Source organism: Actinomycetospora sp. ABD4_176, from assembly GCF_056311855.1.
In genome coordinates, this window is sequence record NZ_CM149974.1 from 1,884,375 (window position 1) to 1,910,921 (window position 26,547).

The window sequence follows — 26,547 nt, forward strand, 5'->3', positions numbered from 1 at the left end:
GGCCACGCCATGAGCGCCCCGACCGCGGTCCTCTTCGACGTCCCCGGCCCGCGGGCGCGGGCCCGCAACGCCACCGCAGGGGTGATCACCCTCCTGGTGGTCGCCGCGCTGGTGGTCTTCATCGTCGTCCGCCTCGCTGTGACCGGACAGTTCGACGCGGACGTGTGGGAGTGGGTGCTGTACGAGAACGTGCAGCTGGCCCTCCTCGACGGCCTGGTGAACACGTTGCGGGCGTTCGCGTCGGGCGCGGTGCTCGCGCTGCTGTTCGGCGCCGTGTTCGCCCTCGGGCGCCTCTCCGACCACGCCTGGCTGCGCGGCCTCTCGACCACGGTCGTGGAGGCGTTCCGCGCCGTCCCGCTGGTCGTGCTGATGTTCATCTTCTACTTCGGCATGCCCTCGATCGGGATCACCGTCTCGACGTACGCCGCCGTGGTGCTCGGCCTGACGCTCTACAACGGGTCGGTGCTCGCCGAGGTCTTCCGGGCCGGCGTGCTCGCCGTGCCGAAGGGACAGTCCGAGGCCGCCTACGCGCTCGGCCTGCGCAAGTCCGGCGTCATGCGCTTCGTCCTGCTGCCCCAGGGCGTGCGCTCGATGCTGCCCTCGATCGTCAGCCAGCTCGTGGTGCTGCTCAAGGACTCCGCCCTGGGCTTCCTCATCCTCTACCCCGAGCTCCTGTTCCAGGCCCAGTTCCTCGGCTCGAACGCCGCGCTCAACTCGCCGCTGATCCCGGTGGCCATGGTCGTCGCGGTCATCTACATCACGCTCTGCCTGATGCTCTCGGCGCTGGCCTCCTGGCTCGAGCGACGCACCCGCCGCAGCCCGACCGCCATCGCCGTCGCCGCCGAGCGCCCCGACGACGCGTGAGCCCCGCGCCGGCCCTCCGCCCGGCGCGGCACGACGAGCTCGAGGCGCTCCGGGCGATCGAGGTCGCCGCCGGCGCGGTGTTCCGCGAGGTCGGGATGGACGCGATCGCCGACGACACCCCGCCGTCCGCCGTCGCGCTCCGGGGCGCGCTCGACCGCGACGGGCTGTGGGTGGTCGCCGACGCCGGCCGTCCCGTCGCCTACCTCGTGGACGACGTGGTCGACGGCGAGGCGCACCTCGAGCAGGTCTCGGTGGACCCGTCGCACGCGCGGCGCGGGATCGGGGCGCGGCTGGTCGAGGACCTGGTCGCCCGCGCCCGGGCGGCGGGGCGCTCGGCGATCACGCTGACCACGTTCGTCGACGTCCCGTGGAACGCGCCGTACTACGCCCGGCTCGGCTTCCGTGCGCTGGACGACGACGAGCTCGGCGCGGGCCTGCGCGCCGTCCGGCGGGCCGAGATCGCCCGGGGCCTGGACCGCTGGCCACGGGTCGCCATGCGCCGCGATCTCTGACCCGACTGGTCCCACCGAGTGACACGGTGGCGCGCTTCTCCCGATCTTACTTACTCTTCGTGACTGTTCTCGCCGCGAGGAGGTCCGTGTGGACAGCGAACCGGCCGAGCGGGCGGCCACCACGGGCAAGAGCTCGCGCACCGACCGCGTGACCGATCTCGCCTGCGGTCTGCTGTTGCTGGTCGCAGCGGTGTGGGCGGCCGTGAACGGCGGGGGCGCCACCTGGGACGCCACGCTGCTGCTCGCCCGGGGCGAGGTCGTCCCGGCGCGGGTGGTGGACGTCGACCACGAGTACCGGTGGGGACGGATGGACGACGTCGTCGTCGAGCTCCCCCGTCCCGACGGGGTACGGACCGAGCTCTCGACGCCCCGGGAGGACCTCGAGCCCGGCGCGATCGTCACCGTCGTCGTCGACCCCGACGACCCGGGCCGCGCCGCCCTCGAGGAGGACGGCTGGCCCTGGCGCACGACCGTGGTGCTGCTGCTCGTGCCGATCACGGGCTTTGCGGGCCTGTTCGTCCTCGGGATGGCGGCGTTCGGCCGCCCGGCCAGGACCGGCGGGACCCGGGGCGAGAACGGGGGCGAGACCGAGGGCAGGGCCGCCCAGCCGGCTGAGCGCACCGAGGGGGTCCGGACGACCCGACCGCCCGGGGCTGAGACACGGAGCCGGGTCCCAGGAGCCGGATCCCAGGAGCCAGATCCCAGGAGCCGGGTCCCAGGTGCCGGTCCCGGAGCTGAGGCCCGGAGATGAGACCCGGAGCCGAGACCGGCGGACCCGTGTCCTCGGGACACGGATCCGCCGCGCGGCTCGAGGGCGGCTCAGGCCTGCGCGCCGCCCCGCTCCTCGATGTGCCCGATGCGGTCGGCGTCGAGCGCCGAGCCGTTGTCGGGCCCCGGCGCGTCGAGCGACCGGGCGCCCGCCGGCCCCCGCTGCTCCAGCTCCTGCCGCTTGAAGATCTTCTTACCGAGCCACACCAGCGGGTCGTACTTCCGGTCGACGACGCGCTCCTTCATGGGGATCAGCGCGTTGTCGGTGATCTTGATGTGCTCGGGGCAGACCTCGGTGCAGCACTTGGTGATGTTGCAGTAGCCGAGGCCGTGGTCGGACTGCGCGTCCTCCTTGCGGTTGCGCACGTCGAGCGGGTGCATGTCCAGCTCGGCGATCCGCATGAGGAAGCGCGGCCCGGAGAACGGCTCCTTGTTCTCCTCGTGGTCGCGCACCACGTGGCAGACGTTCTGGCACAGGAAGCACTCGATGCACTTGCGGAACTCCTGCGAGCGCTCGACGTCCACCTGGGACATCCGGTACTCGCCCGGCGAGACGCCCTCGGGCGGCGCGAACGCCGGCACCTCCCGCGCCTTCGCGTAGTTGAAGTCGACGTCGGTGACGAGGTCACGGATCACCGGGAACGTCCGGATGGGCGCGACCGAGATCTCCTCGTCCTCGCCGAACGTCGACATCCGCGTCATGCACATCAGCCGCGGGCGGCCGTTGACCTCCGCGCTGCACGAGCCGCACTTGCCGGCCTTACAGTTCCAGCGCACCGCCATGTCGCCGGCCTGGGTGGCCTGCAGCCGGTGCATGATGTCGAGGACGACCTCGCCCTCCTCGACCTCCACGCGGTAGTCGACGAAGTCGCCGCCCTCCGCGTCGCCCCGCCAGACCTTGAACTTCGCCTGGTAGCCCATGCCTACGCTCCCCCTCCGGTGAGCTCGCCGCCCGGGTCGCCGCCCGCGTCCTCGGTGCCGCGTTCCGTGCGCGGCGGCGCGTCCGAGCGGTGCCCGCCCAGCTCGTCGCCGGTGTAGTACTTCTTGAGCTCGTCGAGCTCGAAGAGGTCGAAGAGGTCCTCGCGCATGGCCGGCTGGCCCTGGTGCTCGAGCTGCACCTCACCGTCCCGCAGCGAGCAGACGAGCAGCTCGCGGCGCCAGTTCTCGTCCATCGTCGGGTAGTCGTCGCGGGTGTGGCCCCCGCGGCTCTCCTGCCGCTCGAGCGCGGCCATCGCGATGCACTCGCTGACCATGAGCATGTTGCGCAGGTCGAGCGCGAGGTGCCAGCCCGGGTTGTAGGCCCGGCGCCCGTCGACCGCGACCCGCGGGATGCGGTCGGCGAGCTCGTGGAGCTTCTTGAGCGCCAGCTCCATCTCGTCGGCCTTGCGGATGATGCCGACGAGGTCGTTCATCGTCTGCTGCAGTTCCTGGTGCACCGTGTAGGCGTTCTCGCCGCCGGAGCTCCGGATCGGGCGCAGCACGTCCTCGCGGGCCGCCGTCACCGCGTCGTCGGACACGGTCGGCACGGCGCCGCCGAGCCCGTCGAGGTACGCCGCCGCCCCGGCACCCGCGCGGCAGCCGAAGACGAGCAGGTCGGACAGCGAGTTGCCGCCCAGGCGGTTGGAGCCGTGCATGCCGCCCGCGACCTCGCCCGCCGCGAACAGGCCGGGCACCGCCGACGCCGCCGTGTCGGGGTCGACCTCGACGCCGCCCATGACGTAGTGGCAGGTCGGGCCGACCTCCATGGGCCCGGCGGTGATGTCGACGTCGGCCAGCTCCTTGAACTGGTGGTACATCGACGGCAGCCGCTTGGTGATCTCCGCGGCCGGCATGCGGCTGGAGACGTCGAGGTAGACGCCACCGGCCGGCGACCCGCGGCCCTCCTTGACCTCGTTGTTGATCGCGCGCGCGACCTCGTCACGGGGCAGGAGCTCCGGCGGGCGCCGGTTGTTGTCCGCGTCGGTGTACCAGCGGTCGCCCTCGTCCTCGCTGGTCGCGTACTGCTCGCGGAACACCTCGGGGATGTAGTTGAACATGAAGCGCTCGCCCTCGGAGTTCTTGAGGACGCCGCCGTCACCCCGGACCGACTCGGTCACGAGGATGCCCTTGACGCTGGGCGGCCAGACCATCCCCGTGGGGTGGAACTGGACGAACTCCATGTTCAGCAGCTTCGCCCCGGCGCGCATGGCCAGCGCGTGGCCGTCGCCGGTGTACTCCCACGAGTTGCTCGTGACCTTGAACGACTTGCCGACGCCGCCGGTCGCGAGCACCACCGCCGCGGAGTGGAAGCAGACGAGCTCACCGGTCGGGCGCCGGTAGCCGAAGGCGCCGGCGATCCGGTCGCCGTCCTTGAGCAGCTCCGTGACCGTGTACTCGTGGAAGACCGCGAGGTCGGACTCGTAGTCGCCGGTCCGCGCGAAGTCCTCCTGCTGCAGCGAGACGATCTTCTGCTGCAGGGTGCGGATCAGCTCGAGACCCGTGCGGTCGCCCACGTGGGCGAGCCGCGGGAAGTTGTGCCCGCCGAAGTTCCGCTGGCTGATCTTGCCCTCGGGGGTGCGGTCGAACAGCGCCCCGTAGGTCTCGAGCTCCCAGACCCGCTGCGGCGCCTCCTTGGCGTGCAGCTCGGCCATGCGCCAGTTGTTGAGGAACTTCCCCCCGCGCATGGTGTCGCGGAAGTGGACCTCCCAGTTGTCGCGCGGGTTCGCGTTGCCCATCGAGGCCGCGATCCCGCCCTCGGCCATGACCGTGTGGGCCTTGCCGAACAGCGACTTGCAGATGATCGCGACCCGCTTGCCGCGCAGGCGGGCCTCGATCGCGGCGCGGAGCCCCGCGCCGCCCGCGCCGATGACGACGACGTCGTAGGTGTGGTGGGTGACGGCGGTGTCGCCGGTCGCCTCCGCCTCGCTGGCCTGAAAGGCCGTCGTGATACCGGGGTCGGTTCCGGGGTCGGTCATCAGTTCACGATCCGCAGGTCGGTGATGGTGCCGCTCGCGACGAGCATGATGTAGAAGTCGGTGAGGATCAGCGTCCCGATCGTGAGCCAGGCGAACAGCATGTGCCGGGTGTTGAGCTTCGAGAGGCCGGTCCAGATCTTGTAGCGCACGGGGTGCTTCGAGAAGTGCTTGAGCCGCCCGCCGGCGATGTGCCGGCAGGAGTGGCACGACAGCGTGTAGAGCCACAGCCCGATGACGTTGATCAGCAGGATGAGCGTCCCGAGCCCCAGCCCGAACGACGTCTGCCCGGTGGCCGGGTCGGTGCTCTGGAACGCCAGCACCATGTCGTAGGTGTTGAGGATCGAGATCAGGAACGCGGCGTAGAAGAAGTACCGGTGCGCGTTCTGCAGGATCAGCGGGAACCGCGTCTCGCCGCTGTAGGTGGTGTGCGGCTCCGCCACCGCGCACGCGGGCGGCGACGCCCAGAACGCCCGGTAGTACGACTTCCGGTAGTAGTAGCAGGTCAGCCGGAAGAGCAGCAGGAACGGCAGCGAGACCAGCGCGTAGGGCAGGAACCACGGCATCTCGCCGAACCACTGCCCGAGGTGGCTCGCCTCCGGGATGCACGAGGCGCTGACGCACGGCGAGTAGAACGGCGAGAGGTAGTGGTACTCCTCGACGTAGTACGCCGCGCCCCAGAGCGAGCGGATCGTCGCGTAGACGACGAAGGTCGCGAGCCCCAGCGCGTTCGCCAGCGGCGGCAGCCACCAGCGGTCGGTGCGCAGGGTGCGCTGTCGGATGTCGGGTCGCCCCGGCGCCGGCGGCCGGTACGTCCCGGAGTCGTGTGTGGTGGTCACGGCACCGGTCCTCGTCTTGGTCCTCGTCTGCGATGACGGGCGCACATCGGCGGGTCGGTTGCCGCCGGCCGATCGGGTCGGTGGCGAGGCGTTCCGCGGACGCGACGCTCTGTGGTGCGCCGCACACTACGACGCGTCAAACCCCGATGTCGCCCGGGTCACCCCCGTGCCGGGGGGTGACGATGACCACTTCGGTGATCGTCTTCCCCGCCGGCACCGTCCCACGGCCGGGCCACCGGGACGAAGATGGCGTCGTGGCCGACTCGGTACCCCTCCGCACCCCGCGGCTCGTGCTCACCCCGGCGACCGACGCCGACGTGCCCGATCTCGTGGACCACTACCGCGACCCCGACGTGCGCCGGTTCCTGTGGGACGGTGTCGAGGTCGACGACGCCACCGTCGCGGAAGCGGTGCGCGCGGCCGGGGAGGCCCGGCCCGGCACCGGCCTGTGGGTGATCCGGGAACGCGATGACGGCCCGCTCGAGGGCACTTGCGGGACGCGGACCAACGGTGAGGAAGTCGAGCTCGTCGTCAGCCTCGCCCCGCAGCGGTGGGGCCGCGGCTGGGCCACCGAGGCCGCCGGAGCGGTTCTCGACCGCGCGACCGCGCACGGCGTCCGCGAGGTGGTGGGCTACGTCGACGAGGGCAACGACGCCTCCGCCCGGCTCCTGCGCCGCCTCGGCGGCACCGGCGGCCCGCGCCGGTGGACCCTCACGTCCTGAGCGCGGTCAGTCGTCGTCGGGCGCCTCGCGCAACGCCGCGAGGGTGTCCTCGGCGACGTCGCGCTCGGCCAGCGCCTCGCGGACCACGGCGTACGCGACGCCCGCGTCGTAGCCCTTGCGGGCCAGCATGCCGACGAGGCGGCGGGCGGCCACGGCGTGGTCGAGGCGCGCCATCGCGGGCAGCCGGCGGTCGACCAGCTGGCGGGCGCGGGCGCGCTCCTCGTCGCGCCCGATCTCGTCGACGGCCGTGCTCGCGGTCTCCTGGTCGACGCCCTTGCGGTGCAGCTCGCCGGCCAGCGCCCGTTTGCCGAGCCCCTGGTGGCGGTGCCGCGACGACACCCACTGCTCGGCGAACGCGGCGTCGTCGACCAGCTTGGCCGCGGCCAGCCGGTCGAGCACGCGGCGGGCGACGTCGTCGGTGACGCCGCGCCGGGCCAGGGCGTCGGACAGCTCGGCCCGGGACCGGGCGCGGCCGGTGAGCAGGTTCAGGCAGATCGTGCGCGCGACCGACTCGGGGTCGGCGGGCGGGTCGGCGGGCGGGTCGGCGGGCGGGTCGGCGGCGGCGTGCGTGCTGCCGGTGCCGTCGGGATCGGGGGCAGGGAGATCGGGGTCCGGGAGATCGGGGTCCGGGAGATCGGGTGGCCCCGGCGCGCGCCCCCGCGGCGACCGGCGCCGCCGCCCGACCCCCTCGCGGGCACTCCCCTGGCGGCCGGCCACGCCGATCAGAAGTCGACCGGGGCGGGCGCGCTCTCGTCGGCGTCGAGCTTCGGCCCGATGCCGAGCTTGTCCTTGATCCGCTTCTCGATCTCGAGCGCGACGTCCGGGTTGTCCTTGAGGAACTTGCGGGCGTTCTCCTTGCCCTGCCCCAGCTGGTCGCCCTCGTAGGTGTACCAGGCCCCCGACTTGCGGACGATGGCCTGCTCGACGCCCATGTCGATCAGCGAGCCCTCCTTCGAGATGCCGTGGCCGTAGATCATGTCGAACTCGGCCTGCTTGAACGGCGGGGCCACCTTGTTCTTCACGACCTTGACCCGCGTGCGGTTGCCGACCGCGTCGGCGCCGTCCTTGAGCGTCTCGATCCGGCGGATGTCGAGGCGGACCGAGGAGTAGAACTTCAGCGCCCGGCCACCCGTCGTGGTCTCCGGGGAGCCGAACATGACCCCGACCTTCTCGCGCAGCTGGTTGATGAAGATCGCCGTCGTGCCCGAGGCGTTGAGCGCGCCGGTGATCTTGCGGAGCGCCTGGCTCATGAGGCGCGCCTGCAGACCGACGTGGCTGTCGCCCATGTCGCCCTCGATCTCGGCGCGCGGGACGAGCGCGGCCACCGAGTCGACGACGATGACGTCCAGGGCGTTCGAGCGGATCAGCATGTCCATGATCTCGAGCGCCTGCTCACCCGTGTCCGGCTGCGCCACCAGCAGCGCGTCCGTGTCGACGCCGAGCGCCTTGGCGTACTCCGGGTCGAGCGCGTGCTCGGCGTCGATGAACGCCGCGATGCCGCCCTGGGCCTGCGCGTTGGCGACGGCGTGCAGCGTCACCGTCGTCTTGCCCGAGGACTCCGGGCCGTAGATCTCCACCACGCGCCCGCGGGGCAGCCCGCCCACGCCGAGCGCCACGTCGAGGGCGATCGAGCCGGTCGGGATGACGTTGACCGGCGCCCGGCCCTCGTCCCCGAGCCGCATGACCGAGCCCTTGCCGAACTGCTTGTCGATCTGGGCGAGGGCGAGCTCGAGCGCCTTGTCGCGATCCGGTGCCTGTGGCATGGGGTGTCACCTCGGTGTCAGGGGGTCGACTCTCGGACGCCGACGCTAGGCGGAGGGTCCGACAGCGCGGTGGCGGAGCCGGTCGCCCTGGGGACGGACGGGACGGTTGTGGACGGGCGGCGGCGGCGCTGGGGCCGCTGCACGACCGTACGGAGCAGGGTAGACGAACACGTGTTCGATCCGGGAGCCCCGCGGGGTCCGGGCGTGTCGGAGCCGGGCAGCCCCCTCACCGGGTCCTCACCGGCGCTCGGTGGGCACCTCGAACTCCGCGCACACCACCCGCCAGACGTCGCGGGGCTCGTCGCCGTCCTCGAGGGCCTGCTCGACGGTGCGCCCGTCGAGGCCGGCGAAGACGTGGTCGCGGGAGATCGACGCGGCACGGACGCCGCCGAACTCCTCGTCCATCAGCTGCCGGAAGTGAGTCAGCCGCACGGCTCCACGATAGGTCGGTGTCCCCGCGCACCCGACGGGCCCCGGACCGGCGCCGGACCGTGACGAACCGGGCGTAGCCTCGGCGTCGTGGCCCTCCCCGACCTCCCGCTCGCCGCCACATCGCTCGACCCCACCGGGGGCACGCTCTGGGCGATCGTGGCGATCCTCGGCCTGGTCGCGGCGCTGGTCGTGCTGCTGCGCTGGTGGTTCCAGAACCGGGGTCGCTGAGCCGTCACGTCACGTCGAGGTGGCGCAGGCTCGACCAGAAGCTCTCCCAGGGCGCGAGCCGGCCGGTGGCCAGCCACAGCGTGGTCCCGGCGTCCTGGGGGGTCCCCTCGATCGGCGCGGGACCGGTGACGCCGATCGGGCGGACGTCGGCGAACCACGGCCGCAGCTCGTCGCCGGACGACCCGAGGTAGAGCACCGAGTCGACCTCCTCGCCCGGCGGCGGGAACCACCCGTAGCTGCGGTTGCTGCTCACCGCCGGCGGCAGCGCGTCCTCCGGGGCCGCGACGTCGAGGTAGGCGGCGTAGATGTAGGACTCGGCCATCACCGCCGTGCGCGCGCGCTGTCCCGGAGGCAGGGCGTCGTAGGCCCGCACCGTCGCCGCGGTGACCGTGGCGCCGACCGCGGGCGACGCCATCGTCACCGACAGCGGGAGCATCCCGACCGCGACCGCGACGGCCACGGAGGACGCGGGCCACGCGATCCACCGCCCTCGCCGGTGCCCGGCCTCGCGGCGACGCTGGAGGCCGACCGCTCCCGCGGCGATCAGCAGTCCGTAGAGACCGACGAGGTAGTAGGGCCTCCCGAGGGTGGCCGAGAAGAACGCGTAGAGCACGACGGTCGTGAGGGCGATGAAGCGCAGCTCGGCCAGCTCCGGGTCCCGGACGAGCCGCCACAGCCCGTGGAGCACCAGCGGCACGCCCAGGAGCCCGGCGCTGGCGACGAGCCCCACCATGACGCCGACGCGGCCCTGGTACAGCGACGCGGCCTCGGCGGCGACGATCGGGCCCATCCGCAGCTGGGGCCATCCGTGGAGCGCCTGCCAGATCAGCGTCGGCGCGGCCAGTGCCGTCGCGATGCCCGCACCCGCCCAGAGCTGCGGGCGGCGCAGCATCGTGCGGGGCCCGAGAACCGCCACCGAGACCAGCAGGACCGCGGCGAGCAGCAGGATCTGGAACTTGACCTCGGCGCCGATCCCGACCACGACGCCGGCGGCGAGCAGCAATCGGTCGTCGCGGGTGCGCCACCACCGGACCACCAGCCACCCCAGGGCGAGCCAGGTGACCGGCTCGAACGTGTACGGCGTGACCCAGTGCCCGGTGAGCGCGAGCCAGATGCCGGTGCCCTGCGCGAGCGCGGTGAGCGTCTGGGCGCGCCGGTCACCCCCGAGCTCCCGGGCGATCAGCGCGGCCAGCACCACGGTCGCGGCCGTCGCGGCGATCGCGGGCAGCCGCAGCACGAGGACGTTCCCGGGGGCGAGGACATCCATCAGCCCGGCGATCAGGGGCGCGCCGGGCGGCTGGTCGACCGATCCCCAGTCGAGGTGGTCCCGTCCGATCGCGAGCATGAGGGCCTCGTCGAACCACCAGCCCGGGACCCCGGCCACGGCCAGGTGGGCGGCGGCGACGAGTCCGGCCACGGCCCCGACCGGCCACCGCGCGAGGCGGTGCACGGTGCGCGCCACGGGCGTCGTGGCCGGTGCGGGGGCTTCGCCGACGGTCATGGCGGTGATCCTCGCGAGGTGCGGGCGACCGCCACCACGGCGCGACGGCCCCGGTGGCTCGCCGAAGGGACCATCGCCGGTCATCCTTCGGCCGGGGCCGCTGTCGGACCGCGCCGTTACCGTGGCCGACGTGCCGTCCACCGCGCTGCCACCGCGCCTGTACGACGCGGGTGCGCTGGCGGTCGCCCTGGCCGGGGTCTACCTCGTGCAGGGCCCCGAGCGCCCGGTGCTGCTGAACGAGGCGCCCGCCTGGTGGTGGGTCGACCTGGTCGGCGGGGTGCTCGCGGCCCTGGTCCTGCTCGCCCGGCGCCGTTCGCCGGTCGGGGTGGCGCTCGTCGTCTACGGCCTCACGGTCCTCTGCACGTCGGCCTGGCTCGCCGGCGCGGTCGCCACCTATGCCGTCGCCGTCCGCCGGCCCTGGCCGACGGCCGCCGCGCTCGGCGCGTTCTCCCTGGCGATCGCGCCGCTCTCGTGGCTCGTCCGCCCGTCGGCGGCGGGGAGCACGTCGTGGGGCGACATCGCGTGGGCGGTGGCGATCACGGTCATGGTGGTCGCCACCGGGGCCGCCGTCCGTGCCCGCCACGAGCTGCTCGACTCGCTGGTCGAACGGGCCGAGCGCGCCGAGACCGAGGCGTCGCTGCGCGCCGAGGCGGCCCGCACCGCCGAGCGCACGCGCATCGCCCGCGAGATGCACGACGTGCTCGCCCACCGGCTGTCCATGGTCTCGCTGCACGCCGGGGCGCTGGCCCACCGCCGGTCGGCCTCGCCCGACGAGGTCCGCGAGGCGCTCGAGGTGATCCGCGCCGGTGCCCGCGAGGCGCTGGTCGACCTGCGCGCGATCCTCGGGGTGCTGCGCGACCCCGACGCCGAGGAGGGCGCCGGGGAGGGCGCCGAGGTCGGCACCGCCCACAGCGCCCCGCAGCCCACGCTGGCCGACCTGGACCGCCTGGTGGACGGGGTGCGGGCCGCCGGCACCCCGGTGACGTGGCGCAACGAGCTCACCGGCGCCCCGCCCGACGAGTGCGGGCGCACGCTCTATCGCATCACCCAGGAGACGCTCACGAACGCCGCCCGCCACGCCCCCGGCTGCCCGGTCGAGGTGGTGCTGCGCGGCGCGCCCGGGGACGAGGTCGAGCTCGACGTCAGCAACCCGCTGCCCGCTCGCGGCGCCACCACCGGCCCGCCCGGCAACGGCCTGCTCGGCATCGCCGAGCGCGTGGACCTCGCCGGGGGCCGGGTCGTGCGCCGCGGGCCGGAGCACGGTCGGTTCCGCGTCACCGTCCGGGTCCCCCGGCGGTCGGCGCCGCGCCCGGACGGGCGGGCCGAGCCGTTCGCCGCCGAGGAGGTCGGGTGAGCGCGGCCGTCCCGATCCGGGTGCTGGTGGTCGACGACGACGCACTCGTGCGCTCGGGGCTGCGCCTCATGCTCGGCGAGGCGTCCGACATCACCATCGTCGCCGAGGCGGCCGACGGGGACGAGGTGCCTGCCGCGGTCGCCGCCCACCGCCCGGACGTCGTGCTCATGGACCTGCGGATGCCGCGCGTCGACGGGGTGCGCGCCACCGCCGGGCTCCTCACCGGCGACGATCCGCCCGCCGTCCTCGTGCTGACCACCTTCGACAGCGACCAGGACGTGCTCGAGGCGCTGCGCGCCGGGGCCAGGGGCTACCTCGTCAAGGACACCCCGCCGGCGGACATCGAGGACGCGATCCGCCGGGTCGCGGCCGGCGGCACGAGCCTGTCGGAGTCGGTGACGCGACGTCTCATCACCGCCGCCACCGGGCGCGGCGGGCGGGACGCCGAGGCCGGCGCCCGGCTCGCGGCGCTCTCCGAGCAGGAGCGGGCGGTCGCCGCCGGGGTCGGGCGCGGCTGGAGCAACGCGCGGATCGCCGCCGAGCTGCTGCTGTCGCTCTCGACCGTCAAGACCTACCTGTCGAGCGCGCTGACCAAGCTCGACCTGGAGAACCGCACCCAGCTCGCCCTGCTCGCCCACGACGCGGGGCTCCCCGCCGCGGACGGGCCCGGCCATCTCAGCCCAGGAGCCCGGTGAGCCCCTTGACCAGCAGGTAGACGCCCACCGCCCCGACCAGCAGCGCCAGCAGCACCCGCGCGTGGCGTCGTCCCCACGCGTGCACCGAGCGCACCGTCCCGAGCGTGCGGTCCGGGCGCAGGGCGACCAGGACCAGGGCGCCCACGGGCACGGCGAAGCGCAGCAGGGTGTAGACGGCGACCTGGGCGACACCCGAGACCGCCGACGGGTGGGTCTGGAGGATCGCGACGAGCGCGGCCAGGTAGTAGAGCCCGGGCAGATTCGTCGCCACGCCGGCGGCCCCGGCCAGCGGCACGGTGGGGGCGCGCAACCGGCGTTCGAGGGCCGGCGGGACGACGCTGCTGCGCGTGGGCCGGGTCCGGGTCCGCCGCAGCTCGCGGCCCGACAGGCGCAGCAGGGCCCAGAGGACCGCCACGGCGCCGAGGACGAGGTCGACGAGCACCCGCCCGGTGGTGGCGTCCGACTCCTGGGTGCCGGTGTGCAGCCAGGTCACGACGACGATGCCGACGCCGAGGGTCACGACGACGCCGGCGGCGACGTAGGCGAGCAGGAGCCGGCGCGGCCGCTCGGTGAGCAGGAAGGCGTAGACGATCGCGAGCGGCACGCCGCGCACCGCGCTGAGCAGGCCCAGGACCAGCGCCTCGGGGCTCACCGCTCGCTCTCCGGCAGTGGCCCGAGGTCCAGGGCGACGAGGTGCGTGCCCACGAACACCGCGGTCAGCACCCCGGGGGCGCCCGCGCTGGTCACCCGCCAGGTGACCTCGTCGCCGACCAGCTCCTTGCGGGTCGGGTCGCGGACGACGGCGCGGGCGAGGAACGCGACGGGGTCGTCGGGCGCGTCCGGGACCGTGACGGCGGCGTCGGCGAGCAGGGCTCGCAGGGCCGTGACGTCGCCGTCGGCCCAGGCCCGCTCGAAGCACAGGGCGGCGAGGAAGACGTCGGCCTGCCGGCGGCCGAGGCGGCGCAGCTCACGCAGGAAGGCCACGTCGCGGTTGACCTTGGACGCCGCGCCGAGGAGCGCCGCCCCCGGGGTGCGGGTCAGCTCGAGGACGCGGACGGCGACCTGGCGGTAGCCGCTCTCCGGGACGAGGGTGCCCGCGGCGAGCAGCTGGTCGATCCGCTCGATCGACGCCAGCTCCTGGTAGAGGGAGAGGTTGCCGGCGAGCTCGTTGCGCCGGTCGGCGATGTCGAGCGTCGTGCGCGGCTCGGCGTCGCGGCGCGTGGGGTTGATCTGCACGACCCACAGCTCGTCGGGGTCGTCGTCGAGCAGCGGTGCCACCGGCGGGTTCTGGGAGAACAGGCCGTCCCAGTAGGCGGCGCCGTCGAGGCGGACGGCGCGGAACAGGGTCGGGATGGCCGCGGACGCGAGCACGGTGTCGGCGGTGATCACGTCGCGGCGGCTGTCGAAGGCGCGGAACGCCCCGCTGAGCACGTCGACCGCGCCCAGCACCAGGCGCGGGTGGCGGGCGTCGGTGTCCACCCCGAACGCGTCGAGGTCGACGTGGCGGCGCACCAGCCGGCGGAACTCCGCGCGCCCGTCGACCGGCGGCGGCAGGAGGTAGGGGTTGAGCGGCGGGGCCAGCCCCAGGCTCTGCGCGAGCCCGGCACCGACGGCGACGGCGTTGCCGAACCGCTCGAGAGGCCCGCGCGCCGCGTTGTCCTCCCAGAAGGCCTCGAGCACCTCGGGGGCCCGGTCGAGCCTGCCCTCGCGCAGCACCGACCACACGAGCAACGCGTTGATCGCCCCGCCCGACGTGCCGCTGACGGCCACCACCTCGTGGCCGTCGAAGGCCCCGCGCCGCACCCAGCGCGCGACGACACCCGCCGTGAACGCGGTGTGGCTGCCACCGCCCTGGAACGCGAGCGCGATCCTCATCCCGCCACGCTAGGGGATCACCGGTGCCGCCGCGGGCGTCTCCGCGGCGTGGCTGTCGGGGGTCGGGGGCACCATGGACCCATGGACGTCCTCGACCGGTTCTCCCCCGCGACGCGCGACTGGTTCGCCGGCGCGTTCGCGGGCGCGACGCCCGCGCAGGCGGGCGCGTGGGAGGCGGTGGCCGAGGGGCAGCACGCGCTGGTCGTGGCGCCCACGGGGTCGGGCAAGACGCTGGCGGCGTTCCTCTGGGCGCTCGACCGGCTGGCCACCACGCCGCCGCCCGAGGAGCCGACGCGCCGCTGCCGCGTCCTCTACGTCTCGCCCATGAAGGCGCTGACGGTCGACGTCCAGCGCAACCTGCGCTCGCCGCTGGCCGGCCTCGGCCAGGCGGCCCAGCGCCTCGGGCTCCCCCGCCCCGACGTCACGGTGGGCTCCCGCACCGGCGACACCCCCGCCGACGAGCGGCGCACCTTCAACCGCACCCCGCCCGACATCCTCGTCACGACGCCCGAGTCGCTGTTCCTGCTGCTCACCTCGGCGGCGCGGGAGTCGCTGCGCGGGGTCGACACGGTGATCGTCGACGAGGTGCACGCGGTGCTCGCCAGCAAGCGGGGGGCGCACCTCGCGCTCTCCCTCGAGCGCCTCGACGCGCTGCTCGACGCGCCGGCCCAGCGCATCGGGCTGTCCGCGACGGTGCGCCCGATCGACGAGGTGGCCGCGTTCCTCGGCGGCGGCCGCCCGGTGCGGGTCGTGGCGCCCGAGACGGCGAAGACGGTGCAGGTGCGCGTCGAGGTGCCGGTCGAGGACATGGCGGCGCTCGACGGGGGCGACAACCAGTCGGGCCCGGGGGTCGAGGAGGAGGTCGAGGGCTCGGCGGCGGGGGCCGCCCAGCGCGCCTCGATCTGGCCCGCGGTGCAGGAACGCATCCTCGAGCTCGTCGCCGAGCACCGCTCGACCATCGTGTTCGCCAACTCCCGGCGCCTGGCCGAGCGGCTCACCGCGCGGATCAACGAGCTCGCCACCGAGCGGGCCCACGCCGCGGCGGAGCAGGCGCCGGTGGAGCTGGACGACGACACCGCCGACCCCGACCCCGACCCCGACGCCGACGGCACCGTTCACGGCCCCGTCGACGACGAGGCCGACGAGCTCGCCCCGGTCGTCGGGCCCTTCCCCGCCGCCGAGGCGGTCGGCCAGTCGGGCACGGCAGAGCCCGCCGAGGTGATCGTCGCCCGGGCCCACCACGGGTCGATGAGCCGCACCCAGCGCACCAACGTCGAGGAGGCGCTCAAGTCCGGCCACCTGCCGTGCGTGGTCGCGACGTCGAGCCTCGAGCTGGGCATCGACATGGGCGCGGTCGACCTGGTGATCCAGGTGGAGGCGCCACCGTCGGTGGCGAGCGGGCTGCAGCGCGTCGGGCGCGCGGGCCACCAGGTGGGCGCGGTGTCCACCGGGGTCGTGATGCCCAAGTACCGGGGTGACCTGGTGTCGTGCGCCGTCGTCGCCGAGCGCATGGCCGGCGGCGCGATCGAGGCGATGCACTACCCGCGCAACCCGCTCGACGTCCTCGCCCAGCACGTCGTGGCCATGACGGCGATGGAGCCGTGGTCGGTCGACGAGCTCACCGCCCTGGTCCGCCGGGCCGCGCCGTTCGCGGGGCTGCCCGACTCCGCGCTGGGCGCCGTGCTCGACATGCTCGCCGGGCGCTACCCCAGCGACGACTTCGGCGAGCTGCGGCCCCGCATCACGTGGGACCGGGTGACCGACCAGCTCGCCGGCCGCCCGGGCGCCCAGCGCCTCGCGGTCACCAGCGGCGGCACGATCCCCGACCGCGGGCTCTACACGGTGGTGACGCCCGGGTCCGGCGAGGGCGGCACGGGCGGGTCGCGGGTCGGCGAGCTCGACGAGGAGATGGTCTACGAGTCCCGCGTCGGCGACACCTTCCTGCTCGGCTCGACCAGCTGGCGGGTCCTCGACATCACCCGCGACCGCGTGGTCGCCGAGCCCGCGCCCGGCGTGCCGGCGCGGATGCCGTTCTGGAAGGGCGACGCCCCGGGCCGCCCGCTGGAGCTGGGCCGGGCGCTCGGGGCGTTCGTGCGCGAGGTCGCCGCGGCCGACGAGGAGGCGGCGCGCGGGCGGGCGCAGGCCGCCGGGCTCGACGACTGGGCGGCGGACAACCTGCTCTCCTACCTGCGCGAGCAGAAGGAGGCCACGCGCCACGTCCCGAGCGACCGGGCGATCGTCGTGGAGCGCTTCCGCGACGAGCTGGGCGACTGGCGCCTCGTCGTCCACTCCCCCTTCGGCGCCCAGGTCAACGCGCCGTGGGCGCTGGCGATCGCCGCGCGGTTCCGCGAGCAGCGGGGGCTGGAGGTCTCGGCGGCGAGCGCCGACGACGGCATCGTCCTGCGCCTGCCCGACGCGCTCGACGACAGCGGCGAGGAGATCCTGCCGACGGCCGAGGACGTGCTGCTCGACCCGGACGAGGTCGAGCAGGTCGTCACCGGCGAGGTGAGCAACTCGGCGCTGTTCGCCGCCCGGTTCCGCGAGTGCGCGGCCCGCTCGCTGCTGCTGCCGCGCCGCGACCCCACCCGCCGCACGCCGCTGTGGCAGCAGCGCCAGCGCGCCGCGCAGCTGCTGTCGGTCGCGAGCCGCTTCGAGCAGTTCCCGGTCGTGCTCGAGACGATGCGCGAGGTCCTCCAGGACGTCTACGACGTCCCGGGCCTCACGGAGCTGATGCGCGACGTGCGCTCGCGGGCGGTGCAGGTGGTCGACGTCGCCACCACGAGCGCCTCGCCGTTCGCGCGGACGCTGATGTTCGGCTACGTCGGGATGTTCCTCTACGAGCTCGACGCGCCGCTCGCCGAGCGACGGGCCGCGGCGCTCTCGCTCGACTCGACGCTGCTCGCCGAGCTGCTCGGTTCGGAGGCCATCCGCGAGCTGCTCGACGGCGACGTGCTCGCCGAGATCGAGGGCCAGCTCCAGCGCACCGACCCCGAACGCCACGTGCGCGACGCCGAGGGCACCGCCGACCTGCTGCGCTTCGTCGGCGACCTCACCACCGCCGAGGCGGCCGCCCGCGGCGTGCAGGAGGCGTGGCTCACCGAGCTCGAGGCGGCGCGGCGCGCGATCCGGGTGCGGGTCGCCGGCGAGGAGCGGTGGATCGCCATCGAGGACGCCGGCCGGTTCCGGGACGCGCTGGGCGCGGGCCTGCCGGTCGGGGTTCCCGAGGCGTTCACCGAGCCGGTCGCCGATCCGCTGGGCGACCTGCTCGCCCGCTTCGCGCGGACCCGCGGGCCGTTCCCGGTCGCCGCGCCGGCCCACCGTTTCGGGCTCGGCGTGGCCGTGGTCGGCGGGGTGGTCGACCGGCTGGTGTCCTCCGGGCGCCTGGTGCGCGGCGAGCTGCGGCCCGAGGGCGCGCCGCCGCTGCCCGGGGTGCCCGCCGACCTGCCCGGCTCCGGACCCGACGCCTGCGACGCCGAGGTCCTGCGCCGCCTGCGCCGCGGCTCGCTCGCCCGGCTGCGCGCCGAGGTCGAGCCCGTGGAGCCCGCCGCGCTCGGCAGGTTCCTGCCCGCGTGGCACGGCGTCGGGCGCCGCATCCGCCGGGCGCCGGGTCCCGACGACGTGCTCGGCGTGGTCGAGCAGCTGGCCGGCGCGCCCATCCCGGCCAGCGCGCTCGAGAGCCTCGTGCTGCCGGCCCGGCTGCCCGGCTACTCCCCCGCGCTGCTCGACGAGCTCACCAGCGCCGGCGAGGTGACGTGGACCGGCTGCGGCACCCTCGCCGGCGGCGACGGCTGGCTCGCGGTCGCGCCGACCGACCTCGCCGACCTCCTGCTCCCCGACCCCGAGCCCGATCTCGCCGACACCCCGGTGCACCGCGCCCTGCTCGAGACGCTCGACGCCGGGGGCGCGCTGTTCTTCCGCCAGCTCGGCGAGCGCACCCACGCGGTGCTGCGGGAGGCGGGCGAGTCGGAGACCGGGATGCCGGACGACGCCGCGCTCGTCGCCGCGCTGTGGGACCTGGTGTGGGCGGGCCTCGCCACCAACGACACGCTCGCCCCGGTGCGCGCGCTGGTCGCGGGCGGCGGCTCGCGCGGATCGGGCGGCTCCCGGGGTGGCGCCCACCGCCAGCGCCGGACGGGGGCACGCGGCCGCTACGCCCGGCTCGGGCGCGCGCCGATGCCCTCGCGCACGGGGCCGCCGACGGCCGCGGGCCGCTGGTCCGGGGTGCCGACGCGCGAGGCCGAGCCGACCCGGCGCGCCCAGGCCCGCACCGAGGCGTTCCTCGAGCGCCACGGCGTGCTCACCCGCGGCGCGCTCGACACCGAGCGCGCCACCGGCGGCTTCGCCGGCATCTACCCGGTGCTACGGGCGATGGAGGAGAACGGGCGCGCCCGCCGCGGCTACGTCATCGAGGGGCTCGGGGCCGCACAGTTCGCGGTGCCCGGCGCCATCGACCGGTTGCGGGCCGAGTCGCGGGACGAGGACTCCGGCGGCGAGCCGAAGGCGCTCGTGCTCGCGGCCACCGACCCCGCACAGCCGTGGGGCGCGGCGCTGGAGTGGCCGGCGACGGTCGGCAGCCGGGACGGGGGCGGCTCGCACCGCCCGGGACGCAAGGCCGGCGCGCTCGTGGTGCTCGTCGACGGCGAGCCCGGCATCTACGTCGAGCGGGGCGGCAAGTCGCTGCTGAGCTTCACCACCGACCGCGAGGCCCTCGCCGCCGGGGCGTCCGCGCTGGCCACGGCCGTGCGCGAGGGCTGGCTGGGCAGCATCGCCGTGGAGAAGGCCGACGGGTCCGGCGCGCTCGACGGCGTGCTGGCCGAGGTCCTCACCGAGGCGGGCTTCCGCCACAGCCCCAAGGGGCTGCGGCTGCGGGCCTGACCGACCGGCACCCCTCCCCGCGCGCTCCCGCACCGCCCACGGCAGGCTGGACCCGAACCGCACAGCACCCGCACCACGGCGAGGGAGAGCGATGGCACTGGCGTGCCCGACGTGTGAGGAGTCGGCGGCCGAGTACCTCGGCATGGCCGACGACGGCCGCAACATGATGCGGTGCACCGCCTGCGGACACGAGTGGGTGCTCGGCGCCAAGCCGGTCTCTCCGAGGGCGATCAGCCAGACCACGCGCTCGCGCTCGGCCACTCCGAGCCGGAGCAGCACGAAGACCACGCGGACGCCGGCGAGCCGGGCCCCCACCCGCTCGTCGACGTCGGTGACCGGGTCGGCCGGCCGGACGGCGGGCACGCGCGGCCCGGTGCGCCCGGCGCGCGGCACCGAGGACGTCGAGACCGCGCGGCGGCGCTTCACCGCCAGCGCGGCCGACGTGCCGGCCGAGCGCTGGCGGGTGATCGAAGGCCTGCGCCGCGAGTTCCTCGGCGACTTCCCGCACCCCGACGAGGAGGCCGGCCGCTACCGCGACGTCTACCGGCAGGCGTTCGAGGCCGACGCGCTGCCGTACACGACGCCGATGGCACTCAAGGACTTCGCGAACAGCAAGGTCGTCGCCCGCCCCGGGAACATGAGCCGCTTCAACGACGAGTGGCGCGCGCTGGGCAACGCGGCGGCCGCCGAGGCGTTCCGCGGCGTCATCGACCACCTGCTGCGCGGCGAGGACCCGCCCGCCCCGGAGGACCGGCTCACCGAGCTCATCACGTCCGACGCGCCGCCCGCGATGCCCGGCTTCCGCGAGGCGATGCTGACGCGCGTCCTGTGCATCGCCGAGCCGGAGCGCTTCCTGCCGATCCTGATCTACACCAGCCCGGCCGGGGGCAAGCGCGAGATCGCCCGGCAGGTGTTCGGCCTCGAGCTGCCCGCGCCCGAGACGTCGTCGCAGACCATCGGCCGGCTCGCCTACTGGAGCAACGACCTGCTCGTCAGCCTCATCGGCGACCGGTTCGTCGACCTCGACCACGCCCGCCAGTTCCTGTGGTGGGTCAAGGACCACCCGGACCTGAGGTAGCCGCCGGCCGAGCGCCCCTCAGAGCAGCGAACGCGCTGTTCGCTGCGCTAGAAGCAGCGAACAGCGCGTTCGCTGCTCCCCGGGAGGCGTCAGGAGGGCTCGCCGAGCCAGCCCAGGCGGGTGGAGAGGTCCTCGGCGGCGGAGCGCAGGTCGGACACGATCGCGCGCGCCCGCCGGCGGGGCAGCCGGTAGGCCGGACCGGCGGCGGAGAGCGCCGCGACGACGTCGCCGGCCGCGCCCCACACCGGGACGGCGACCGCGTGCAGGCCGACCTCGAGCTCCTCGAACGAGCGGGCGTGGCCCTCGTCGACGACCCGCGCGAGCTCGGTGCGCAGCGCGGCCGGCTCGGTGATCGTCGACTCGGTGTAGCGGGGCAGGCGGCGGCGCAGGAAGGTCCGACGCTCGGCGTCGCCCATGTAGGCCAGCAGGACCTTGCCCGCCGAGGTCGCGTGCAGCGGCGTCCGGCGGCCCACCCAGTTCTGCGTGGTGATCGACGCGTTGCCGAACTCCTGGGCGACGTTGATGGCCGCCTCGCCGTCGTGGACGGCCAGGTTGCAGGTCTCCCCCACGAGCTCCGCGAGCTGCTGGCAGGTCGGCTGCCCGAGCCGGGCGATGTCCATCCGGCCCGTCGCCGACGCCGCGAGGCGCACGACGCCGAACCCGAGCGCCACCTTCCCGCGGTCCCCGAGCTGCTCGAGCATGCCGCGGCGCGCCAGGGCCGCGACCAGGCGTGAGGCCGTCGACTTGTGGACCCCGAGCTCCTCGGAGAGCTCGGTGATGCCGACCTCGCCGCGGGCCGCCACCACCTCGAGAGCTGTCACCGCCCGATCGACCGAGCGGACGAGCGAGGGCTCGCTGCGCGCACGACCGGACCCGCCGTCGTCGCCGTCGGTGGACGTCATCGTCCTCCATCCTCGCCGACCGGGGGTACCCGCACCGTGAGCGGGGGGCCGTTCAGCCCATCCGGCACGGCCTCGGGTTGCGGATCACGCAACCCTACCGGCTCTCAGCGCGTCTGGCGCTGGTCGCGCGTCGGGACGCCGTCGGGGCCACCGAGGTCGACGGCGTAGGTCCCGACGCCCACCGCGAGGGCGTCGAGCATCCGGTCGAGGGCGACGCGGTCGACGTTGGCCAGGGTGTCGCAGGCCTGGTGGTAGCAACGGTCGAACGGCTGGCCCGCCTGACCACCCCAGAGCGCGGCCTGCTCGGGCGTCTTGACCTCCTCGGCGCCGGTAAAGAGCCCGCCCGCCGGGATGCCGGCCTCGATGAACGGGCCGTAGTCGGAGCGGCCGTCGAAGTCGGTGCCGCGCGGCTGGGCGCCGGTGGTGGCGAGGGCCCCGGCGAGCGTGCGCTCGATGCCGTCCGAGCCGGCCGGCCCCGGCGGCGCGCCCTGCCGGTCGGAGTCGTCGCCGTCGTAGACGAGGTAGGCCGGGTTCGGCGAGCCGAGCATGTCGGAGTTGAGCACCACGGCGATGTCGCGGCGCGCCTCGGGCGTCAGGCCCTGCACGTAGGCCGTCGACCCGAGCAGGCCGACCTCCTCGGCGCCCCACCACGCGAAGCGCACGGCGTTCGCGACCGGCGGGGCGCTGCCCAGGCGCAGGGCGACCTCGAGCTGCGCGGCCGAGCCGGAGCCGTTGTCGTTGATCCCCGGCCCCTCGTCGACCGAGTCGAGGTGGGCCCCGCTCATGACGACCTCGTCGGTGCGGCCGGTGGTTGTCTGGGCGAGGACGTTGCGGGTGGTGATCGTCTGCGAGCGGGTGACGAGCGTGACCGTCGCCGGCGTGCCCACGCGGGCGAGCAGGGCGTCGAAGTCGGGCGCCACGAGCCCGCCGGTGGGCAGGCGGCCGTCGGCGACCGAGCCGAGGGTGCCGCCGAGCGGGCCCGGCGCGTTGTTGCCGACGAGCACCGCCGCCGCGCCGACCTCCGCCGCGACCTGCTGCTTCTGCGTGAACGTGCACGCCCCCCGGCGCACGAGGAGCACGGCGCCGCGGGCCGGGAGATCCGCGTAGTCGGTGGCCTCGCAGCCCGGCGACGGGTCGGCCGGGGCGTCGGGGGCCGCGACCAGCGGGCCGGTGACGCCCCCGGGCGGGGTGGTCGGCGAGTAGGTCAGGGCGGTCACCGCGGGGCCGGGCGCGCCACCGACGGTGAGCGTCTGGGCCTCGGCGGTGAAGGTGTCGAACGGGAAGCTCGGCGTCTCCACCTGGAAGCCCGCCTGCCGCAGCCGGCCCGCGACGTACTCGACGCTCGCGTCGTAGCCCGGCTGCCCCGCGGCGCGGTTGCCGCCGTTGGCGTCGGCGAGGCGCTGGAACTCCTGCAGGTGCGCGAACGCGCCGTCGCCCGTGGCCTGCTCGGCGAGGCGGCGCGCGAGGTCCCGGTCGGGCGCGGGGCCGGCGGCCGTGGGGCTGCTCGGGGCCGCGGCCGCCGGGGGGCCGCCCTCACCGGAGCCGGCGCCGGCGCCGGCGCCGCAGGCGGTCACGAGCGCGAGGAGGGCGCTGAGGGCGAGGGCCGTGACGGCCCCCCGACGCGTCGCGATCATGCTCACGGACGGTAGCGGATGCTCCGGCACGGCGTGACACGAACCACCCGGGAGCCCGCTACGCGGGGTCGAGCGTCGTCGACCAGAGGCTCGCTCCCGCGGCGTCACGCAGGTCGACGCGCAGGCGCCCTCCCGCGATCGTCACCTCGCCGAAGTGCTGGAAGCCCTCGGCCGGCGAGACGTCGGGACGGCCCGGCGCGTGCACGAACACCTGCTCGGGCGCCAGCGTCGGGTCGAGCGGGCCCGCCGGGAACGCCCCGGCGTGCGCGGGACCGGAGACGAACTCCCAGAACGGGTCGGCGGCGATCCCGGCCCGCTCCGGGGTGTAGCGGTGAGCCGCCGTGTGGTGCACGTCCGCGGTGAGCCAGACGGTGTTGCGCACGCCCCGCTCGCGGATCCCCGTCAGCACGCGGGCGATCTCGGCCTCACGCCCGCCCGGGGCACCCGGGGCGCCGTCGGCGACCGCCTCGATCCCCGTCCGCCCGTCGCGCACGATGATGCCCAGCGGCATGTCGGCGGCGATCACCTTCCAGGTCGCGCGCGACGCGGCGAGCCCGTCGAGCAGCCAGCGGACCTGCTCGTCGCCGAGGATCGGCGTCGCGCCCGGGCCGAGCGCCGCGGGGTTGGCGCCACGGTGGCTGCGCATGTCGAGCACGAACACGTCGAGCTGCGGGCCGTGGCCGACGCGGCGGAACACGGGGCGCGAGGGGTCGAGGGGCATCCACTCGCCGAACGCCTGCGCGGCGTAGCCCTGCAGGACGTCGACGCGGCGCTCGCGGTCGTACTCCGGGTCGTCGAGGACCTCGTCGGGGTACCAGTTGTTGGTGACCTCGTGGTCGTCCCAGGAGGCGATCATCGGGACGGCCGCCGTGAAGGTGCGGTAGGGCACGTCGAGCAGGTTGTAGGCCCACTGCCCGCGGAAGCCGGCGAGGTCCTGGGCGACCGTGGCCTTCTCGGCGGTCATCGTGTTGCGCCAGGTCGTGCCGTCGGGCAGCACCACGGTCTCCTCGAGCGGCCCGTCGGCGTAGACGGTGTCGCCGGAGTGCAGGAGGAAGTCGGGGTCGCGCGCCCGCATGGCGTCGAACAGCCGCATGCCGCCGCGTCCGGGGTCGATACCCCAGCCCTGCCCGACGACGTCGCCGGTCCAGACGAAGCGCACGTCGCGACCGGCGTTTCTGCCGGCGGGCGCGGGACGGAAGCTCCCGGCCAGCGGCTCCGACACGGCCGGACCGTCCTCGGCGCGCACCCGGTACCAGGTCACGGGGCCGGGGGCCACGGGGACCCGCACGCGTCCGGTGAAGTCGGCCGCCGGCAGGAGGTCCGGGCCCGGCACCGTGCGCGCGCCCCGGAACGACGGGTCCGACGCCACCTCGACGACCATCCGCGCGCCCCGGTCCGCGCGGGTCCACACCAGCCCGGAGTCGGCGGTGACCTCGCCGGACTGCACGCCGTGGGTCAGCACCGGACGGCCGCTACGCACCAGGCCGGGTGCGGCGGGTGAGCAGGCGGGGAGCGCCGTCGCGGCGGCGGTCGCCAGGGCGGCGGTCCCCACGAGGACGAGGGCGCCGCGACGGGTGAGTGGACGAGGAGCCGGGGGCACATCCCGGACCCTGCTCGACGCGGGCGACACGGCGGTGAACTCCCGGCGAGCACCGGGAGATCACGGGCGTGAGTGGCGACCGGCACCTCCTCGCGGACGACCCCGGCCGCTACTGTTGGTTGGCACAGCCAACAATCTCACCGTTGTCCCGAGGAGGGTGCGTGCCGCAGTCCGAGGCACCGGAGGCCGCCCGTCCCCGCCCGGCCGTGGTGGTGACGGTCCTGTCGTCGGTCGGCCTGGTCGCGTCGCTGTGCATGACGCTCGTGGTGCCGCTGGTGCCCCAGCTCCCCCAGCTGCTCGGGACGTCGACGGCCACCGCGTCCTGGGTCATCACCGCGACCCTGCTCGCCGGCGCGGTCGCGACGCCGATCGCCGGGCGTCTCGGCGACATGGTCGGCAAGCGCCGCGTCCTGCTCGGCACGCTCGGCCTGCTCGTCGTCGGCTCGGTGCTCTGCGCGGTGAGCGCGGACCTCGTCCCCGTCCTCGTCGGGCGCGCGCTACAGGGCGTCGCGGTCAGCGCGGTGCCGCTCGGCATCAGCCTCATGCGCGACACGCTCCCGCCCGCGCGTCTGGGCTCGGGGATCGCGCTGATGAGCGCGACGCTGGGCATCGGCGGCGGGCTCGGGCTGCCGCTGGCGGCCGTCATCGTGGAGGTCGCCGACTGGCACGCCCTGTTCTGGGTCGCGGGCGGTCTCGGGCTCGCCGGGCTCCTGCTCGTCGCGGTCGTCATCCCGGAGTCGGCGACCCGCTCGGGCGGGCGGTTCGACACCGGCGGCGCGGTCGGGCTCTCGGTGGGGCTCATCGGCCTGCTCCTCGCGGTGTCCAAGGGCGCCGAGTGGGGCTGGACCAGCGCCGCGACCCTCACCTCGGCCGGCGTCGCCGTCGTCGCCCTGGTCGCCTGGGGCCTCTACGAGCTGCGCGTGCGCGACCCCCTGGTCGACCTGCGGCTCAACGTCCGCCGCGCGGTGCTGCTGCCCAACCTCATCTCGATCCCCGTGGGCGTCGCCATGTTCACGGGCATGGTCGTCTTCCCGCAGCTGCTCTCCGCGCCGCTCGCGTCGGGGCACGGGCTGGGGCTGTCCCTGCTCGTCGCCGGGCTGACGCTGGCGCCGAACGGCCTGGTCATGATGCTGATGTCGCCGGTGACGGCCCGCATCTCCGCGGCCTGGGGCCCGCGCGCCTCGCTGCGGATCGGCCTGGTCGTCATCGCCGTCGCCTACGGCGCGGGCACGTTCCTGCTGTCGGCGGCGTGGCAGGTGTCTCTGGTCATCGCGGTGATCGGCGCCGGGGTGGCCCTGGCCTACGGCTCCCTGCCGGCGCTGATCATGCGGGCGGTGCCCACCACGCGCACCGCCGCCGCGAACGGGCTGAACACGCTCATGCGCTCGATCGGCACGTCGACCGCCTCCGCGGTGGCCGCCGTGGTGCTCTCGGCGTCGACGGTCCCGGTCGAGGGCACGCTCGTCCCGTCGCTCGGGGCGCTGCGCACCACGCTGCTCATCGCCGCGGGCTGCGCGCTGCTCGCGCTGGTCGTGAGCCTCGCGGTGCCGAACCTGCCCGAGCCGACCGAGCACGTGGAGCGCGTCGAGCCCCGCACGACCGTCGAGCCCGGTACGCCCGCCGGGCCCGCGCCGCGGCCCCTCGTCCGCGGCCGGGTCCTCGACGACCACGGCGTGCCGGCCGCGGGCGCCCGGGTGACGCTCGTGGGCCACGACGGGCGCCAGCTCGCCGTGACCCCCGTCGACCCCGACGGCGCCTTCGCCGCCGACCCGGGCGCCGACCGTCCCGTGCTGGTCATCGCCGGGCAGAGCGGCGCGCAGCCCACCGCGGTGCACGTGGCCCCGGGCCAGGACACCCTCGACCGGCCGCTGGTGCTCGCCCGGACGCCGGACCCGCCGGCGGTCGTCCCCGAGGTCGCCCGACCCGCCGGCTGCCCGTCGCCCTTCTGATCTCG

At 75.1% G+C, this 26,547-nt stretch carries 22 protein-coding genes; 10 read left to right on the forward strand and 12 right to left on the reverse strand.

What is annotated here, in order from left to right:
- Positions 1-9 precede the first annotated feature (9 nt).
- From ACYX4T_RS09220 to ACYX4T_RS09230, 3 genes are all read left to right on the forward strand, one after another.
- The gene (locus ACYX4T_RS09220) at positions 10-864 is read left to right on the forward strand and encodes an amino acid ABC transporter permease (protein WP_476014239.1); all 855 of its coding nucleotides are present in this window, start codon (positions 10-12) and stop codon (positions 862-864) included.
- Positions 861-1,376: a GNAT family N-acetyltransferase gene (locus ACYX4T_RS09225; protein WP_476014240.1), complete on the forward strand. Its 516-nt coding sequence runs from the start codon at positions 861-863 to the stop codon at positions 1,374-1,376. Before ACYX4T_RS09220 ends, ACYX4T_RS09225 begins: the two co-directional genes overlap by 4 nt.
- A gap of 88 nt (positions 1,377-1,464) precedes the next feature.
- Positions 1,465-2,127 carry a DUF3592 domain-containing protein gene (locus ACYX4T_RS09230; protein WP_476014241.1) on the forward strand — a complete coding sequence of 221 codons (663 nt, stop codon included), beginning with the start codon at positions 1,465-1,467 and terminating at the stop codon, positions 2,125-2,127.
- Between the two features lie 68 nt (positions 2,128-2,195).
- Here the strand turns inward: ACYX4T_RS09230 and ACYX4T_RS09235 are convergent, their stop codons facing one another.
- Genes ACYX4T_RS09235 through ACYX4T_RS09245 form a run of 3 tightly spaced genes read right to left on the reverse strand, consistent with a single transcriptional unit; the run spans position 2,196 to position 5,934 of the window.
- The gene (locus ACYX4T_RS09235; protein WP_476014242.1) at positions 2,196-3,065 is read right to left on the reverse strand and encodes a succinate dehydrogenase/fumarate reductase iron-sulfur subunit; all 870 of its coding nucleotides are present in this window, start codon (positions 3,063-3,065) and stop codon (positions 2,196-2,198) included.
- Between the two features lie 2 nt (positions 3,066-3,067).
- Positions 3,068-5,098 (reverse strand): fumarate reductase/succinate dehydrogenase flavoprotein subunit, encoded by a 2,031-nt coding sequence (locus ACYX4T_RS09240; protein WP_476014243.1) that lies wholly within the window; start codon positions 5,096-5,098, stop codon positions 3,068-3,070.
- A complete protein-coding gene (locus ACYX4T_RS09245) occupies positions 5,098-5,934 on the reverse strand; it encodes a hypothetical protein (protein WP_476014244.1) in 837 nt (278 codons plus the stop codon). The genes ACYX4T_RS09240 and ACYX4T_RS09245 overlap by 1 nt, the downstream gene beginning before the upstream one ends.
- A 254-nt stretch (positions 5,935-6,188) precedes the next feature.
- On the opposite strand from ACYX4T_RS09245, the gene ACYX4T_RS09250 reads away from it, so the two are divergent.
- Positions 6,189-6,656: a GNAT family N-acetyltransferase gene (locus ACYX4T_RS09250; protein ID WP_476014245.1), complete on the forward strand. Its 468-nt coding sequence runs from the start codon at positions 6,189-6,191 to the stop codon at positions 6,654-6,656.
- A gap of 6 nt (positions 6,657-6,662) precedes the next feature.
- Here the strand turns inward: ACYX4T_RS09250 and ACYX4T_RS09255 are convergent, their stop codons facing one another.
- The 3 genes from ACYX4T_RS09255 to ACYX4T_RS09265 all read right to left on the reverse strand — a co-directional run bounded on the left by ACYX4T_RS09255 (position 6,663) and on the right by ACYX4T_RS09265 (position 8,851).
- On the reverse strand, positions 6,663-7,373 hold the full coding sequence (locus ACYX4T_RS09255; protein WP_476014246.1) for a regulatory protein RecX: 711 nt from the start codon (positions 7,371-7,373) through the stop codon (positions 6,663-6,665).
- 5 nt (positions 7,374-7,378) lie between these two features.
- Positions 7,379-8,419, reverse strand: a complete 1,041-nt coding sequence (recA, locus tag ACYX4T_RS09260; RefSeq protein ID WP_476014247.1) for a recombinase RecA — start codon at positions 8,417-8,419, stop codon at positions 7,379-7,381.
- A 237-nt stretch (positions 8,420-8,656) separates the two neighbouring features.
- Positions 8,657-8,851: a DUF3046 domain-containing protein gene (locus ACYX4T_RS09265; RefSeq protein ID WP_476014248.1), complete on the reverse strand. Its 195-nt coding sequence runs from the start codon at positions 8,849-8,851 to the stop codon at positions 8,657-8,659.
- A gap of 87 nt (positions 8,852-8,938) precedes the next feature.
- Between ACYX4T_RS09265 and ACYX4T_RS09270 the strand changes: the two genes are divergently transcribed.
- The gene (locus tag ACYX4T_RS09270) at positions 8,939-9,079 is read left to right on the forward strand and encodes a hypothetical protein (RefSeq protein ID WP_476014249.1); all 141 of its coding nucleotides are present in this window, start codon (positions 8,939-8,941) and stop codon (positions 9,077-9,079) included.
- 4 nt (positions 9,080-9,083) lie between these two features.
- Here ACYX4T_RS09270 and ACYX4T_RS09275 read toward each other — a convergent pair whose 3' ends face one another.
- A complete protein-coding gene (locus tag ACYX4T_RS09275) occupies positions 9,084-10,580 on the reverse strand; it encodes a glycosyltransferase family 39 protein (RefSeq protein WP_476014250.1) in 1,497 nt (498 codons plus the stop codon).
- Positions 10,581-10,710: 130 nt separating this feature from the next.
- Between ACYX4T_RS09275 and ACYX4T_RS09280 the strand changes: the two genes are divergently transcribed.
- The gene (locus ACYX4T_RS09280; protein ID WP_476014251.1) at positions 10,711-11,934 is read left to right on the forward strand and encodes a sensor histidine kinase; all 1,224 of its coding nucleotides are present in this window, start codon (positions 10,711-10,713) and stop codon (positions 11,932-11,934) included.
- Positions 11,931-12,629 carry a response regulator transcription factor gene (locus ACYX4T_RS09285; RefSeq protein WP_476014252.1) on the forward strand — a complete coding sequence of 233 codons (699 nt, stop codon included), beginning with the start codon at positions 11,931-11,933 and terminating at the stop codon, positions 12,627-12,629. Before ACYX4T_RS09280 ends, ACYX4T_RS09285 begins: the two co-directional genes overlap by 4 nt.
- Here ACYX4T_RS09285 and ACYX4T_RS09290 read toward each other — a convergent pair.
- Together ACYX4T_RS09290 and ACYX4T_RS09295 are read right to left on the reverse strand one after the other, a co-directional pair.
- Positions 12,610-13,281 (reverse strand): GAP family protein, encoded by a 672-nt coding sequence (locus tag ACYX4T_RS09290; RefSeq protein ID WP_476014253.1) that lies wholly within the window; start codon positions 13,279-13,281, stop codon positions 12,610-12,612. The genes ACYX4T_RS09285 and ACYX4T_RS09290 overlap by 20 nt on opposite strands.
- On the reverse strand, positions 13,278-14,504 hold the full coding sequence (locus ACYX4T_RS09295; RefSeq protein ID WP_476014254.1) for a patatin-like phospholipase family protein: 1,227 nt from the start codon (positions 14,502-14,504) through the stop codon (positions 13,278-13,280). The genes ACYX4T_RS09290 and ACYX4T_RS09295 overlap by 4 nt, the downstream gene beginning before the upstream one ends.
- Before the next feature lie 81 nt (positions 14,505-14,585).
- Here ACYX4T_RS09295 and ACYX4T_RS09300 point away from each other — a divergent pair, with 81 nt between their 5' ends.
- Positions 14,586-19,379: a DEAD/DEAH box helicase gene (locus ACYX4T_RS09300; RefSeq protein WP_476014255.1), complete on the forward strand. Its 4,794-nt coding sequence runs from the start codon at positions 14,586-14,588 to the stop codon at positions 19,377-19,379.
- 91 nt (positions 19,380-19,470) lie between these two features.
- Entirely contained in the window at positions 19,471-20,457 is a 987-nt protein-coding gene (locus ACYX4T_RS09305; RefSeq protein ID WP_476014256.1) for a hypothetical protein, read from the forward strand.
- 89 nt (positions 20,458-20,546) lie between these two features.
- On the opposite strand, the gene ACYX4T_RS09310 is transcribed toward ACYX4T_RS09305, so the two are convergent.
- The 3 genes from ACYX4T_RS09310 to ACYX4T_RS09320 all read right to left on the reverse strand — a co-directional run bounded on the left by ACYX4T_RS09310 (position 20,547) and on the right by ACYX4T_RS09320 (position 24,545).
- The gene (locus tag ACYX4T_RS09310) at positions 20,547-21,359 is read right to left on the reverse strand and encodes an IclR family transcriptional regulator (protein WP_476014257.1); all 813 of its coding nucleotides are present in this window, start codon (positions 21,357-21,359) and stop codon (positions 20,547-20,549) included.
- A gap of 104 nt (positions 21,360-21,463) precedes the next feature.
- Positions 21,464-22,993 (reverse strand): M28 family metallopeptidase, encoded by a 1,530-nt coding sequence (locus ACYX4T_RS09315; protein ID WP_476014258.1) that lies wholly within the window; start codon positions 22,991-22,993, stop codon positions 21,464-21,466.
- 58 nt (positions 22,994-23,051) lie between these two features.
- Positions 23,052-24,545, reverse strand: a complete 1,494-nt coding sequence (locus tag ACYX4T_RS09320) for an alkaline phosphatase D family protein (protein WP_476014259.1) — start codon at positions 24,543-24,545, stop codon at positions 23,052-23,054.
- Positions 24,546-24,754: 209 nt separating this feature from the next.
- On the opposite strand from ACYX4T_RS09320, the gene ACYX4T_RS09325 reads away from it, so the two are divergent.
- Entirely contained in the window at positions 24,755-26,542 is a 1,788-nt protein-coding gene (locus ACYX4T_RS09325; RefSeq protein WP_476014260.1) for an MFS transporter, read from the forward strand.
- Positions 26,543-26,547 lie beyond the last annotated feature (5 nt).